The 14764-nt window shown below is 32.3% G+C and carries 20 protein-coding genes; 12 read left to right on the top strand and 8 right to left on the bottom strand.

Translation table 11 applies throughout. The annotated features are described in order from the left end of the window. Nucleotides 1-201: 201 nt before the first annotated feature. Nucleotides 202-669, top strand: a complete 468-nt coding sequence (locus O9267_RS11215) for a DUF1905 domain-containing protein (protein WP_298179457.1) — start codon at nucleotides 202-204, stop codon at nucleotides 667-669. A gap of 226 nt (nucleotides 670-895) precedes the next feature. On the opposite strand, the gene O9267_RS11210 is transcribed toward O9267_RS11215, so the two are convergent. From O9267_RS11210 to O9267_RS11185, 5 genes are all read right to left on the bottom strand, one after another. Beyond that, nucleotides 896-1069, bottom strand: a complete 174-nt coding sequence (locus O9267_RS11210) for a hypothetical protein (protein WP_298179454.1) — start codon at nucleotides 1067-1069, stop codon at nucleotides 896-898. After that, a complete protein-coding gene (locus tag O9267_RS11205; RefSeq protein ID WP_291109235.1) occupies nucleotides 1062-1355 on the bottom strand; it encodes a hypothetical protein in 294 nt (97 codons plus the stop codon). The genes O9267_RS11210 and O9267_RS11205 overlap by 8 nt, the downstream gene beginning before the upstream one ends. Before the next feature lie 34 nt (nucleotides 1356-1389). Beyond that, nucleotides 1390-1782 (bottom strand): DUF5675 family protein, encoded by a 393-nt coding sequence (locus O9267_RS11200; protein ID WP_298179451.1) that lies wholly within the window; start codon nucleotides 1780-1782, stop codon nucleotides 1390-1392. Further along, nucleotides 1782-2540, bottom strand: coding sequence for a hypothetical protein (locus O9267_RS11195; RefSeq protein WP_298179449.1), 759 nt, complete (start codon nucleotides 2538-2540; stop codon nucleotides 1782-1784). Before O9267_RS11195 ends, O9267_RS11200 begins: the two co-directional genes overlap by 1 nt. 871 nt (nucleotides 2541-3411) lie before the next feature. Then, complete coding sequence (locus O9267_RS11185) at nucleotides 3412-5553, bottom strand: glycoside hydrolase family 97 protein (protein WP_298179446.1); 2142 nt, start codon at nucleotides 5551-5553, stop codon at nucleotides 3412-3414. Between the two features lie 139 nt (nucleotides 5554-5692). On the opposite strand from O9267_RS11185, the gene O9267_RS11180 reads away from it, so the two are divergent. The 11 genes from O9267_RS11180 to O9267_RS11130 all read left to right on the top strand — a co-directional run bounded on the left by O9267_RS11180 (nucleotide 5693) and on the right by O9267_RS11130 (nucleotide 12478). Beyond that, nucleotides 5693-6151 carry a DUF1801 domain-containing protein gene (locus tag O9267_RS11180; protein WP_298179443.1) on the top strand — a complete coding sequence of 153 codons (459 nt, stop codon included), beginning with the start codon at nucleotides 5693-5695 and terminating at the stop codon, nucleotides 6149-6151. After that, on the top strand, nucleotides 6151-6786 hold the full coding sequence (locus O9267_RS11175) for a Crp/Fnr family transcriptional regulator (RefSeq protein WP_298179440.1): 636 nt from the start codon (nucleotides 6151-6153) through the stop codon (nucleotides 6784-6786). The genes O9267_RS11180 and O9267_RS11175 overlap by 1 nt, the downstream gene beginning before the upstream one ends. After that, entirely contained in the window at nucleotides 6787-7581 is a 795-nt protein-coding gene (locus O9267_RS11170) for a sulfite exporter TauE/SafE family protein (RefSeq protein WP_298179437.1), read from the top strand. A gap of 119 nt (nucleotides 7582-7700) precedes the next feature. Beyond that, on the top strand, nucleotides 7701-9119 hold the full coding sequence (locus tag O9267_RS11165) for an MBL fold metallo-hydrolase (protein ID WP_298179434.1): 1419 nt from the start codon (nucleotides 7701-7703) through the stop codon (nucleotides 9117-9119). A gap of 126 nt (nucleotides 9120-9245) precedes the next feature. Then, on the top strand, nucleotides 9246-10670 hold the full coding sequence (locus O9267_RS11160; protein WP_298179431.1) for a rhodanese-like domain-containing protein: 1425 nt from the start codon (nucleotides 9246-9248) through the stop codon (nucleotides 10668-10670). A gap of 7 nt (nucleotides 10671-10677) precedes the next feature. Next, nucleotides 10678-10875 (top strand): hypothetical protein, encoded by a 198-nt coding sequence (locus tag O9267_RS11155; protein WP_298179429.1) that lies wholly within the window; start codon nucleotides 10678-10680, stop codon nucleotides 10873-10875. Nucleotides 10876-10877: 2 nt separating this feature from the next. Further along, nucleotides 10878-11180, top strand: a complete 303-nt coding sequence (trxA, locus tag O9267_RS11150) for a thioredoxin (protein ID WP_298179427.1) — start codon at nucleotides 10878-10880, stop codon at nucleotides 11178-11180. A 10-nt stretch (nucleotides 11181-11190) separates the two neighbouring features. Then, entirely contained in the window at nucleotides 11191-11457 is a 267-nt protein-coding gene (locus tag O9267_RS11145; protein WP_298179424.1) for a cation transporter, read from the top strand. Between the two features lies 1 nt (nucleotide 11458). Then, nucleotides 11459-11650 carry a DUF6132 family protein gene (locus O9267_RS11140; RefSeq protein ID WP_298179420.1) on the top strand — a complete coding sequence of 64 codons (192 nt, stop codon included), beginning with the start codon at nucleotides 11459-11461 and terminating at the stop codon, nucleotides 11648-11650. Between the two features lie 145 nt (nucleotides 11651-11795). Then, entirely contained in the window at nucleotides 11796-11996 is a 201-nt protein-coding gene (locus tag O9267_RS11135; protein ID WP_298179417.1) for a hypothetical protein, read from the top strand. Between the two features lie 104 nt (nucleotides 11997-12100). Next, nucleotides 12101-12478 carry a DoxX family protein gene (locus O9267_RS11130; RefSeq protein ID WP_298179414.1) on the top strand — a complete coding sequence of 126 codons (378 nt, stop codon included), beginning with the start codon at nucleotides 12101-12103 and terminating at the stop codon, nucleotides 12476-12478. A gap of 83 nt (nucleotides 12479-12561) precedes the next feature. Here the strand turns inward: O9267_RS11130 and lpdA are convergent, their stop codons facing one another. The 3 genes from lpdA to O9267_RS11115 form a co-directional block, all read right to left on the bottom strand. Beyond that, on the bottom strand, nucleotides 12562-13965 hold the full coding sequence (gene lpdA, locus O9267_RS11125; protein WP_298179411.1) for a dihydrolipoyl dehydrogenase: 1404 nt from the start codon (nucleotides 13963-13965) through the stop codon (nucleotides 12562-12564). A gap of 96 nt (nucleotides 13966-14061) precedes the next feature. Continuing rightward, nucleotides 14062-14352 (bottom strand): type II toxin-antitoxin system RelE/ParE family toxin, encoded by a 291-nt coding sequence (locus O9267_RS11120; RefSeq protein ID WP_298179408.1) that lies wholly within the window; start codon nucleotides 14350-14352, stop codon nucleotides 14062-14064. Beyond that, complete coding sequence (locus tag O9267_RS11115) at nucleotides 14342-14584, bottom strand: hypothetical protein (protein WP_298179404.1); 243 nt, start codon at nucleotides 14582-14584, stop codon at nucleotides 14342-14344. The genes O9267_RS11120 and O9267_RS11115 overlap by 11 nt, the downstream gene beginning before the upstream one ends. Between the last annotated feature and the right edge of the window lie 180 nt (nucleotides 14585-14764).

Genomic DNA, 14764 nt, shown 5'->3' with positions numbered 1-14764 from the left:
ACTAATTAGTCTGGGCTTTTTTTATTATATCAAAGAAACCATATCGAAAGAATTCATTTATATTTGAATACAATTTGCTATTTATTAGTGTCAACCAACATAATTCAAGGAGTATTAGTACTAAATTGCATTTGTAAGATTTGACAATAATGATAACAAACCAAATTGAAATTTAAAAACCTTTAAAAAATTGAAAACAGAATGAATTATATTGTCGAAAATGAAAAATTAACGCTACAATACATTCCAGGAAATGGAGCTTGGACTTATCAATTGATAATTCCAAATACCAAAGATATTAAAGGTAAATGGGGTGATTTAAAAGTTTCAGGAACTATTGATAGCTATGAAATTAAGAATAAGAATTTAGGACCAGTAAAAAATTCAGACAAAAAAATGGCTATAAATTCAGAAATTAGAAATGCAATAAACAAAAATGGCGGAGATACCGTAATTGTAACTTTATATCTGGAAAATCAAACAGAAACAAATGATAATTCTGAAATTTTAGAGTGTTTTAAAGATGCGCAAGTTTTGCATATTTTTGAGCGATTAGATAAAATAGAAAAGATTCAAATTCTAAACGAAATTTCGACTGTTGCAACGGATGATCAAAAAGCAGAAAAAATAATTAAGGCAATTGAAAATCTTGAGACTAAACGAAGCTGAGTGATTAGAATCTCTATTGTAATCAAACTAAATAAAACAAAGATGTAAGATATTTACCGAAGATTAGTTTATATTTTCAAAGTGGCTCAATTTTAATATGTTTAATTCTAAATTTCAATTTCTACTACAAGTTTTGTTACACATTACAACCGTTATAGCAAAAAAGCCTAATCTTTTATGATTAGGCTTTCTCATACTCAGTAAAGGTTACCAGTCAAAACTGAGCTTATTTCTTTTTCGATGTTAAGTGTTTTAAAAGCAAGGTAACACCAAAACTCACTACTGCTCCAATAAAGGCTAAAACAATTGTTTTTAAGACATCTGCTGAGGTTAAATTAGGAATAACACTCAATGCAAATCCTCCAAAAGTTCCTGCCCTCAAAGTTAAGGAATTATCCATTTCCTCCAACGTCAGTTTCGGGCTTTGCCTCATCTTTTTTGTTGCCCAGGATAGTATTATCCTCTACGGTTGCTGAGCTTGTCGAAGTATCAACGGTAATTTGGCTTACTGCTGATAAAACACCACCTGCAACGGCAGCATAACCCGCAACGGTTACAACAACAGCAGGTAAAGCTACTGGAGCAGCTACAATGCTTCCACTTACTGCTAATAAGGCTAATCCAATGGTGCGCAACACCTTAAAAAATTTCGGAGTGGGTGCCTTAGCACGTTCTACTACATTCATAATCTTTCTTTTTATGTCATCCTGTAAAGGATCACTATTGTACAATCAATTCTACACTTTCTTTATTGTCTAAAGCTTTGTAAACTAAGTCTTTCACCTTTGTAAAAGCTTTTCTAGATAGTAAACCTAATCCAGGTCCAGAAAGTTTCGTAACAGGAGCAATACAGCCACGCAATTCCTTTTTCGCATTATTAGCAGGATGTATCAAAATATAAGTTCTGTTTGGCACATCCACCAATTCCAAATGCCATTGGTATTTCGCACTATATCGCTTTCTAATAAAATATTTCCCTTCCGGAACACAGGAAACCTTCGTTTCGTTCATCTTCCACGGCAATTCAATTGTGTTACAAATCAATTTGCCTTCGCATTCGAGTTTACCATTCGTTCCTTCAGGGAAATAAGTTCTAGTTAACCAAATGACCATTACACACCGCTGTCAACTTTCGCTACAGACAATGGGTTAAAAGCACCATTTTTCAATGGATACATTTGCCCATTAATCTCTTGATAGAACTCAACACCTAAAGCCAAAAACAATGGCTTAGTTGAGTTAGCAGTAACTGCATTCACTTGATTAATTGGAGCAGTAGCAGTTCCGTCCCAAGGTAAAATTGCCGTTTCAGAAGTAGCAACCACATACGTTTCAGCTTCAAAATCAATCTCAGCTCCACCAGAAATGATTTTGTAGTGAGTAGTTCCACTTGGTGCTGCTATCATATTCGCAGGAATAAATGATGCCAAATCCACAGTAATTTCACCAGCCACACGGTCAATAGTTGCCACAAACGGAGCAAACAAAGTTGTACCAAGCTTACCACGAATATTAAATTCAAAACCAAATAGCAATTCAGCTTCTCCATCAATTACGTTACGCAAACCTCTATCACTAGTTGTATCTGCTTGTATAACTTTTACCATAGCTTGTGTCAAACGGCTCACCATTCTACCATCAGCAGAATTTAAAAGCAATGGTCTTAAAGCTGTTCTAAGCATTTTTCCTGCTTTACCAGCTCTGCCAAACTCGGAGCCATTCTCACGAGTTCTTTGAAACGCAGGATCACTTGCAATTCTACTAGCGTCAATTCCGCCTTTTTCTCTTGCCAAGTGTCCATCTTGCGTTTTGTAAAAAGTAATATCTCCGATAGTACCTTTCAATTTAATTATGCCTTTCTGTCTAGCCATAACTTCAAAATTTTGTTAAACATTCATCTAAAATCTCCTTCATTCTTTCAATCAGTTGCAACCACATTTTGAATGATTAAAGCAAAGTTTACAAAGCATTTCACTAAAGAAAAAGTAACAAGTGTACCATATGTCCAAAATCGACACAAGTGTCTTAAATGAACATAAAAAGCCAATAAATAAGTATGAAAAATTATAACTAAATTGCAAAAGATTTTCTGCACGTCAGAAGTATAGCATAGCTATATCAAAGGTATAGATAAAGTATGAAATTGAATAATCAGAGGGTATGCATCTATCCGAAGGACATACAACGAATAACAGGCAAGAGTTATCGTCAAAGTACTAGATTGATGCAAAAGATAAAAAAAGACCTCAATAAGCTCGAAAATGAGTTTCTGACGATTGAAGAGTTCTGTACATATAGTGGCATAAAATATGAACAAGTAACTCACTTGATTTTTGGTTAAAATAGAAGAAATGCTAAAACGAATTTTAATCGAGAAAAGTACCTATAAATACTTAAGTAACTAGTTCAATTTTTAGTCTTGATACTTTAATATTCAAATAATTATCCTTATATTTGACTACTTTGAATTTAGAATAATAGTAACCTTATAAAAGAGGTGTCAGTCGAGGTGTCACTTAAATAATATGCTTTGTGAAGTGTTGATTTTATTGGTGACTTTTGTAGCAGACAAATCCCTCTTTCTCCGCAGAATTAAAACCCTAACAATTGATTATCAATTATTTAGGGTTTTTTATTTTTTAGTTTAGTCCACATTATTCCCGCAATCATTAAATTTTGAAAACTAAAAAACCACCTAAATTAATAGGTGGTTCTTTTGAATTGTTACAAGATGAAACTAAATTACAATTTTTTCAATCCCTTTACATCTGTTTTTCCAGCTTCTACAATACTTATGGCATAACCACCACCTACTGCAACAAATTGTGAAAGTTCGGATTTACTAGTTACCAAAACTTTTTTGATTGTATACGCTTGCGGATTTGTTTTATAATGTGCATCACTAGCATCTGCATAAATGGTAGCGATGTATTGTTTTCCTGCATCTAAGAAATCAAACTTAATTGCCGATGTACGTGTATTATTTCCTCCTACACTACCAATAAACCAATCCGATTTTCCTTTTGCTTTACGAGCAACTGTGATATACTTTCCAGGTTCAGCTTCAAGATACTTACTATCATCCCAATCAACCGCTACATCTTTGATAAACTGAAAGGCATCCAAAAACTGATTGTAATGTTCTGGTAAATCGGCTGCCATTTGCAATGGACTGTACATAGTAACATATAAAGCCAATTGATTGGTCAAAGTAGTATTAACATGAGAATTATTGTTAGGACTAAACTTTTTGATATCCATTTCAAAAATACCTGGTGTATAATCCATCGGTCCACCAATTAATCTTGTAAATGGCAACAAAGTTGTATGATTAGGTTTTGATCCTCCAAAAGCTTGAAACTCTGTTCCTCTAGCAGATTCGTTTCCTATCATGTTTGGATAAGTTCTTGCAATTCCTGTTGGACGAACTGCTTCGTGTGCATTTACCATAATTTTATAATCAACAGCTTTTTCTATTACATATTGATAATGGTTAATCATCCATTGGCTGTAATGATGTTCTCCTGATGGCAAGATATTACCAACATATCCAGTTTTTACAGCATCGTAGTTGTTATCATTCATCAACTTGAAAGCTTTGTCTATATTACGTTCGTAATTGCTAACAGAAGAAGATGTTTCATGATGCATAATCATTTTTACACCTTTACTTTTGGCGTAATCTCTAATTTCTGCTAAATTAAAATCAGGATAAGGTGTCGAGAAATCAAAAACAAAATCTTTAGAATGACCAAACCAATCTTCCCAACCTTCATTCCAACCTTCAACTAAAACACCTCCAAAACCGTGTTTAGATGCAAAGTCAATGTGTTTTTTTACATTAGCAGTATTTGCTCCATGTGTTACATTTGGTTTTGCTTTTGAATAATCAGTTATTCCAAGTTGAACAGATGGAAACTCATCAGTATAAGACCAAGAGCTTTTTCCAGTAATCATTTCCCACCAAACACCAACATATTTAACAGGTTTTATCCATGAAGTATCTTTTATTTTGCAAGGTTCGTTAAGATTATATGTCATTCTAGATGCTAGTATATCTCTAGCATCATTACTAACAATAATAGTTCTCCAAGGCGAAGTAGTAGGTGCTTGAATTAGTCCTTTATCGCCTTTTCCGTCTGGTGTTAACCATGATTCAAAAACCATTGTCTTATCATCCAGATTCAAATGCATGCACGAATAATTAATCAATGCAGCCTCATGCAAATTGATGTAAATTCCATCTTGAGTTTTCATCATTAGCGAAGTTTGAACTCCAGTATCAGAAAATTGTTTTTGTGAAGCATTTTCAGATACTGCTCCTTTAAATAGCTTTCTTATTTCAGATAATTTACTTTCGGTAAAATCGTATTCTTGTGTATCATAATCACCTGGAATCCAAAAAACAGTATGATCACCAGTCATTGCAAATTGTGTTTTTTCTTCTTTTATTACAAAATACACAAGATTTTTTTGCTGTGGAAATTCATATCTAAATCCTAAACCATCGTCAAAAAGACGAAAACGAATAACAACTTGTCTGTCGGTTTCTTTTTGATTTAAAGTAACTGCCAATTCGTTGTAATGATTTCTAATTTTACTTTCTTCACCCCAAACTGGCTTCCAAGTTTCGTCAAAAGTGGTCGCTTTTGAATCTGCAATAGTAAAATCATTTAGCAACGACTTTTTATCATTCTTCAATTCAAGTCCTAATTTACTTGTTTTGATAACCGTTTTTCCATAATAAGCTAAGTCATAAGTTGGAACTCCATTATCTTTTAATGAAAATGTCATCACAAAATTTCCATTGGGAGATTTTAATTGTTGTGCATTAGCCAAAAAGAAGCTAAAACAAAGAGAAGCAAGCAAAAGTATTTTTCTCATTTTATAAAAATTTATATATATCTGACAAATATACGAAAATCCTAAATCTGAGTTTGATTAAAATGAATACTATGGAAAATTATATAGAATCACTATATTTGTTGTAAAATCATATAAAAATTGTTTTAATTTATAATTTATGCAATCAAAAGCAATAAATCCTGAACAATATATAGCTGAGCTTCCTGAAGATAGAAAAGAAGTAATGCAAAAACTTCGTGAAATAACTTTAAAAAATCTTCCAAAAGGGTTTGAAGAACAAATGAGTTATGGAATGTTAGGCTATGTCGTGCCACATTCTATTTATCCAAATGGATATCATTGCAATCCAAAAGATCCTTTGCCATTTTTTGCAATAGCTTCTCAAAAGAATTCCATAAACATCTATCACATGATGGTTTATTCAGATAAAAACTTGCACGATTGGTTTGCTTCTGAATATCCTAAACATTGCAAATCAAAATTAGATATGGGAAAAAGTTGTATTCGTTTTAAAAAAATGGATGATATTCCTTTTGATTTAATAGGTGAATTACTTTCAAAAGTAACAGTTGAACAATGGATTGAACAATACGAAAAAATGTTAAAAAGAAACTAATGCTAGATATCATAAAAGAAAGTTACGGAACCATTTTTGAAGAAAAACTTCTGGAAGAAATTGCTCATGTAGCACATATCCACGATTTCAAAGAAGGTGATGTTCTAATTGATTTTGGCGATTATATCAAAAATATGCCTTTATTATTGAAAGGTGCAATTAAAATTTTGAGAGAAGATTTTGACGAAGGTGAATTGCTATTATATTTCATCGAAAAAGGCGATACTTGCGCTATGACAATGGCTTGCTGCCTTGGTGATACTAAAAGCGAAATTAGAGCTGTAGCCGAAACGGATGTCAAATTAATCATGATTCCTGTAAACAAAATGGAAGAATGGTTAGGAAAGTATAAATCATGGAGGAATTTTGTTTTTAACAGCTACAATAATCGATTGAAAGAAATGCTTTCTGCTATTGATAATTTGGCTTTTATGAATATGGATGAACGTTTGCTAAATTATCTTTTTGATAAAGCTAAAATCAACAAATCAAAAGAAATCCAAAGTACGCATCAAGAAATCGCTTATGATTTGCATACTTCAAGAGTAGTGATTTCAAGATTATTGAAAGCGTTAGAAAACGAAGGAAGAATAAGATTGCACAGAGCATCAATAGAATTACTGACCAATAAATAGATGGAAATCAATCACTTAATTGGATATTTTTTAGCAGTTATTGTTGGTGTCACACTTGGCTTAGTGGGAAGTGGTGGTTCAATACTTTCCGTTCCAATTTTGGTATATGTTATGAGTGTCGAACCTATTTTGGCAACAGCCTATTCATTATTTACAGTAGGTACAACAGCTTTATTTGGTGGTATTCAAAAAGCAAAAGCTAATTTAGTCGATTTTAGAAAAGTTTTTCTATTCGGAATACCAACTATTTTTTCGGTTTTCATAACTCGAAAATTTGTTGTGCCTTCAATTCCAACTATTATATTTTCTAATCAATCATTTACTCTAAATAAATCGGTCTTTATAATGGTAATTTTTGCCATTGTGATGATTTCTGCTTCTATTAGAATGATAAAACCATCCAAAGAAATCATTGAAGGTTATATAAAACCCAACTATTTTAAGATAATTAGTATTGGGCTGTTAATTGGCTTTGTAGCAGGTTTTGTTGGTGCTGGCGGCGGATTTCTTATCATTCCAGCTTTACTTTATTTGACAAGAACACCTATGAAAACTGCTGTTGGAACTTCTCTTTTCATTGTAGCAACTCAATCTTTAATTGGTTTTCTAGGTGACTTACGACCAGATCAAATTATTGATTGGAAATTACTTTTAACTTTTACATTCTGTTCCATAATTGGTGTTTTTATCGGAAATTCAATTTCAAAAAAATACTCTGGAGAAAAACTAAAAACAGGTTTTGGTTGGCTTGTTCTAGTTATGGGGATCTATATAATTCTAAAAGAATTAATCTGATTTACAGCTTTTTAATTTAAATTTTTAAAAATAAATCTCAGTATATTCTATCGTTTCATGTGATATTTATCATATTTTCAATCAGTTCGAACTAGTAATTTTGGTAAAATTTTATAAAAATGAAGTTAGAACAAATATATACCGGATGTTTGGCACATGCTGCTTATTACCTTGAAAGTAACGGAGAAGTTGCCATTTTTGACCCACTTCGCGAAGTTCAACCTTATATCGATAGAGCTCAAAAAGATTATTCGAAAATCAAATACATTTTTGAAACGCATTTTCATGCTGATTTTGTAAGCGGGCACGTTGATTTAGCTAAAAAAACAGGAGCAACAATCGTTTACGGTCCAACAACCATGAAAACTGGTTTTGACATTCATGTTGGCACTGATGGTGAAGTTTTTAAAGTTGGTGATATTCAAGTAAAATTGATTCACACGCCAGGACACACAATGGAAAGTTCGTGTTTCCTGATTTCTGATGAAAATGGAAAAGAACACGGAATTATTTCTGGTGATACTTTATTTATTGGTGATGTTGGTCGTCCCGATTTAGCTCAACATGTCATTGCTGACTTAACTCAAGACAAATTAGCGCGTCATTTATATCATTCATTGCGAAATAAAATTATGCCATTGTCAGATGATTTGATTGTTTATCCTAATCATGGTGCTGGTAGTGCTTGTGGCAAAATGATGAGCAAAGAAACTACAGATACTTTAGGAAATCAAAAAAAAACAAATTATGCTTTGCAAGAAATGACTGAAGATCAATTTGTAGAAGCAATTTTGACTGGATTAACAACGCCTCCACAATATTTTCCAAAAAATGTTTTAATGAACATTCAGGGTTATGAAAGTTTAGATGAAATCATGATTCGCGGGCACAAACCTTATGATGCCAATACATTTGAAGTTGTTGCCAACGAAACCAAAGCTTTAATTCTGGATACACGAAGAGCTGAAGATTTTGCAAAAGGATTTATTCCAAATAGTATTAATATTGGTTTGGAAAGCAATTTTGCAATGTGGGTTGGCGAAATGATTTTAGATTTAAATCAAGAAATTTTAATTGTAGCCGAAAATAATAGCAAAGTTGATGATGCCATTATTCGTTTATCAAGAGTTGGGTATGATCACGCAATTGGGTATTTAGATGATGGATTCAAAAGCTGGTTGGATGCCAATAAAGAAATAAATATTGTAAACAGAATCACTGCTGAACAACTCGAAAAACATTACAAAGAAGACAAATTAGTTCTTATTGATGTTAGAAAAAGAAGCGAATACAATTCAGAACATTTAGTTGATGCCATAAATATTCCGTTGAATGAAATTAATAATCATTTAGCTGAATTTCCAAAAGACAAAGCCTTTCTTATTTATTGTTTAGGCGGTTATAGAAGTATGATTGCTGCCTCAATTTTAAAACAAAGAGGTTTCGACAATTTTGTTGATGTAATTGGTGGATTTAATGCCATTAAAACTACCAACTTACCGTTAACAGAATATGTATGCCCATCCACACTATTGTAATGTAGTGTTTTTTAGTTTATTTTGAGAAAGACATCAGGTTCGTCCCGATGTTTTTTTTGTTAAAATTGTAACAATTGTTACTGCGTTTTCTGCCAAAACTATTTAATTTTACAGAAAATAATAAACATGAAAATAGAACAAATATACACTGGTTGTTTAGCACAAGGAGCTTATTATATAGAAAGCAATGGAGAAGTTGCTATCATTGATCCTTTGCGTGAAGTACAGCCATATATTGATATCGCTACTGCAAATAATGCCAAAATAAAATACATTTTTGAAACGCATTTTCATGCAGATTTTGTTAGTGGTCACGTAACTTTAGCAGAAAAAACGGGTGCACCAATAGTTTTTGGTCCAACAGCCAAACCAAATTTTAATGCTCATATTGCAACTGATGGTGAAGTTTTTCAGTTGGGAGAAATTACTATTACATGTCTACACACACCAGGACATACTATGGAAAGTTCTTGTTATTTGTTAAAAGATAAAGACGGAAAAGATTACGCACTTTTTAGTGGTGACACTTTGTTTTTAGGCGATGTTGGTCGTCCAGATTTAGCTCAAAAAGCAGCTGATATGACACAAGAACAATTAGCTGGAATTTTATTCGACAGTTTACGTTCAAAAATAATGACATTGGCTGACGATGTTATTGTTTACCCAGCGCATGGTGCCGGAAGTGCTTGTGGGAAAAATTTAAGCAAAGAAACTGTAGGAAGTATTGGTGATCAAAAAGCAACCAATTATGCGCTTCGAACTGATATGACCAAAGAAGAATTTATTGCAGAAGTGACTGATGGTTTATTGCCACCGCCTGCCTATTTCCCAATGAATGTGAAGTTGAATAAAGAAGGTTATGCAAATGTTGAAGATATAATCAAAGAAGCAAAAGCGTTTGATGCCAAAACATTTGAATTGGTTGCTAACGAAACCGATGCATTAATTTTAGATGTTCGTCATCAAGATGATTTTGAAAAAGGACATATTCCTAAATCAATTTTTATTGGAATTGATGGACAATTTGCACCTTGGGTTGGTGCTTTAATTATAGATTATAAACAACCTATATTATTAGTAACTCCGTTAGGTCGTGAAGAAGAAGCTATTAAAAGATTAGCAAGAGTTGGATATGACAATACTTTAGGATATTTAAAAGGTGGATTTGAAAGTTGGAAAAATGCTGGTTTAGAATTTGATACGGTTACTTCGGTTTCGGCTGGAAAATTGGATGAGATTCTGAAACAAGTTCAGAATGACAATAATAAGGTACCAGTTTTTGATGTGAGAAAACCAGGTGAATACTCGGCAGAGCATATAATTGATGTACCTTCTACTCCACTCGATTTCTTGAATGAACACATAGCAGAGTTTCCAAAAGAAGAAACCTTCTATTTGCATTGTGCTGGCGGATATCGTTCTATGATTGCTGCATCGATTTTAAAAGCGCGTGGTTATCATAATGTGGTCAATGTTTTAGGTGGATTTTCTGCAATTAGAAATACCGGAATTAAGACAACTAACTACGTTTGTCCATCAACTTTGAAATAAATTAAAAATGAAACAATTACTTTTTACAAACTGGCATTTTATGCGATTCTTGAGAGTTGCACTTGCGTTATTCTTATTTTATAATGCTTATGTTACCCATGAATGGTTTTTTATAGTTTTTGGAATTTTCTTTTTGGTTCAAGCTGTTTTCAATATGGGTTGTGGACCAAATGGTTGCAATGTTAATTATGATAAAAAAGACTAATTATGAACGATACATTTCAAGATATTATCAATTCTGACAAACCTGTATTGATTGATTTTTATGCGACTTGGTGCGGTCCATGCCAAATGCTTGGTCCAATTCTAAAAGATGTTAAGGATAGCCTTGGAGAACGTATTTCTATCATTAAAGTAGATGTAGACAAAAATCAGGAATTGGCTGCTATGCAACAAGTTCGTGGTGTTCCAACAATGCTTTTATTTCAAAATGGAAAACAACTTTGGCGTCAATCTGGTGTAGTTTCTAAAGAAGATATTATCAAAACTATTTTGGATAAAACAAATTAAAAAAAATGACATGGAAACAATTTTTGAAGTTGAAAACATAAAATGCGGTGGTTGCATGAATAGCATAAAAACAGCGCTTCTCAAACTAGAAAATGTGGAAGATGTAACAATTGATAAAGAAATTGACACCATATTTGTAAAAGGAAATGCTGAAAGAGAAATTATCATTGCTAAATTAAACGAATTAGGTTATCCTGAAAAAGGAGAAAACACATTACTTCGTCAAGCAAAATCGTATGTGAATTGTGCTATTGGCAGAATGAGTGAAACTAAATAATATGAACAAAAAAGGAATATTTATAACTTCTATTGGAGTAATTGTTGGGGCAATTGCGGGTTACGCCTACTATCATTTTGTAGGATGTGCCAGCGGAACTTGTGCCATAACTTCCAAACCATTAAACAGTACTTTATACGGAAGTTTGATGGGCGGATTGTTATTTAATATGTTTGTAAAAGAAAAAAAGTAATATCGTAAATTTAATAACCCTTTTTAAATTTATTAAAACCCTAGTTACAAAAAAGTTAATTAATTTTAAAAACAAAAAAATAATTATATATTTGGTTCAGAATTTGATGTGTTAAAAGAAATTAATAATTAAAAATAAAAATACAATGAAAAAATTAGTGTCAATTTTAGCTGTTGCAGCTTTTATGTTTTCAATGAATGTTTCTGCACAAGAGCCACAAGAAAAAGAGAAAAAAGCTAAAACAGAAAAATCTTGTTCTATGGCAGAAAAAAAATCTTGTTCAACTGGTGAGAAAAAAGGTGGATGTTGTGCATCTAAAAAAGCAGCAGACAAAAAAGCTGAATAATTTTCATATAATAAATTTAAATTCAAACCATTCGCAAAAAACGAATGGTTTTTTTATTGATTTTTTATTTATCTTTGAAATACTAACCAATAAAATTTATAATTATGAGAATTGCAACAATCATTGTTCGCGTGCTAATGGGTGCACTTTTAGTATTTGCTTCTGTATCTTATTTTCTTGATTTATTTCCTCCACCAACACCAACTGGTGACCTAGCTACAGTAATGGCTGGTTTTGCAGCAAGTAAGTATTTATTTCCATTAACAAAAGCTATTGAACTTTTAGCTGGATTGTCTTTTTTGAGTGGTAAATACATGCGCCTTTTCAATGTAGTTTTATTGCCTATAACAGTAAACATTCTACTAATTCATGTTTTTTTATCACCCGTTTCAGAATTGCCACCAGCACTATTCTTATTCTTAGGAAATCTTTTCCTAATCTACAGAAATTGGGATAGTTACAAATGGGTTTTTACGGCATAATCCAAACAAATTCCAATAAAAAAATCCCAAATTCCAATATAAACTAGCTTGGAATTTGGGATTTCTATTTTTGAGATTTATTACTAAACGTGCAATGCTCTATTATCGGTTGCTGCTAATGCTGCTTCTTTTATAGCTTCTGCAAAAGTTGGATGTGCATGACTCATTCTAGAAATATCTTCGGCACTTGCTCTAAATTCCATTGCGGTTACAGCTTCTGCAATCAAATCGGCACAACGAGCACCAATCATGTGAACGCCTAAAACCTCATCTGTTTTAGCATCAGCTAGAATTTTAACAAATCCGTCTGTATCGCCACCAGCACGAGCTCTTCCTAATGCTTTGAAAGGAAAACTTCCAGCTTTGTAGGCAACTCCATCTGCTTTCAATTGCTCTTCTGTTTTTCCAACAGCGGCAACTTCTGGCCAAGTATAAACTACACCTGGAATCAAATTATAATCGATATGTGGTTTTTGTCCCGCTAAAATTTCGGCAACTAAAACACCTTCTTCTTCAGCTTTGTGCGCTAACATTGCACCACGAACCACATCTCCAATAGCATAAATATTTGGAACATTGGTTTGCAAATGATTGTTCACTTCTACTTGTCCTCTTTCGGTTAACTTCACTCCTGCTTTTTCAGCATTCAATCCTTCTGTGTATGGACGACGACCAACAGAAACTAATGAATAATCACCCTCTAAAGTAATAATTTCACCTTTAGCGTTTTCTGCTTTTACAGTAACTGCTTTTCCTTTTCTTTCAACTGATTGTACTTTGTGAGAAGTGTAGAATTTCATTCCTTGTTTTTTCAACACTTTTGTCAATTCTTTCGACAAACCTGCATCCATTCCAGGAATGATTCTGTCCATAAATTCTACAACTGAAACTTCTGCTCCAAGTCTTAAATAAACTTGACCTAATTCAATTCCGATAACGCCACCACCAATAATTACTAAATGTTTAGGAACTTCAGGTAGTTTTAATGCTTCAGTTGAAGTGATTACTCTTTCTTTATCTAATTTTATAAATGGTAAACTTGATGGTTTTGAACCTGTTGCAATAATAATATTTTTAGCTTCAATAACTTCAGAAGAACTATCCGCTTTAGTAACTTTTACATGAGTAGCATCTTCAAACGAGCCTAATCCTTCAAAAATAGTTACTTTGTTTTTATCCATCAAGAACTTAACACCGCCCGAAGTTTGGTCAACTACAGCTTGTTTACGTTCAATCATTTTGGTTAAATTAACTTTCACTTTTCCAGAAACTTCAATTCCGTGATCGGCAAAATGTTGTAATTCTTCATAATGATGTGAAGAAGCTAATAATGCTTTCGATGGAATACAACCTACATTAAGGCAAGTTCCGCCAAGTGTTGAATATTTTTCGATAATTGCGGTTTTAAAACCTAATTGGGCACAACGAATTGCCGAAACATATCCGCCTGGACCTGAACCTATGATGACTACGTCAAATGAACTCATATAAACTTTTTTTGTGCGTTTTTATAAATAGATATGCAAAACTACGAATAAAATTGCAATGTTAATAACATAAATCAATTGCAATTTCATACAAAATTAAACTTTGCTTGATGGATTTCTTTTGGTATGAAAAACAGAATAAATAACAACTTCATATTCTATAATTTCATAAATAATTACGAAAGGGAATTTTTTTAAAGGCAATTCTCTGAAAAATGGTTTCTTTTTAATTGCAAATAACTCTGGAGTAACTTTCAAAACATTAATGTAACCTTTCAAATAGACTAAAAAGTTTTTTCCCAAACCTCTGCTTTTACTTTCATAAAAAGCAATTGCTTCATCTATTTCATTGTAAGCTAAATTGGAAATTCTAATTCTAAAAGCCATACTTGGTTTTCAATTGTTGTTCAACTTCTTCCCAAGAATTGGTTTTATTACTAGTCATATATTTTTCTCTTTCTTCTTCAACTTTTAAATAATGTTCATCAGAAACAATTGAAGTGTTTTCTTCATTCTTTATAGCATCAAAAACACCTTCTAAAACTTCCAATTTAGCATCATCTTGAATAAAATTGCTAAAATCTGTAATCAACTTTTGTCTGATAATTTTTGTTTCCATAGCCTTTAAAAAAAAATATTTTCAAATTTAAGTAATTATTTTAATAAATACCTTTTTCTCAAAAAAATTGATTTAAACACAACTTGTATAATGAATAAAGGAACTAAGCAAAAACCCTTGAAACCCTTGATATACAAAGAAAACGATTTCGTAGATTTATTAATTTAATGACATTTATCA

Origin of the sequence: Flavobacterium sp., from assembly GCF_027531705.1 — a bacterium.
Lineage (GTDB): Bacteria > Bacteroidota > Bacteroidia > Flavobacteriales > Flavobacteriaceae > Flavobacterium.
The sequence above is the reverse complement of the archived record's forward strand: the minus strand, read 5'-3'. Positions and strand labels throughout refer to the sequence as shown.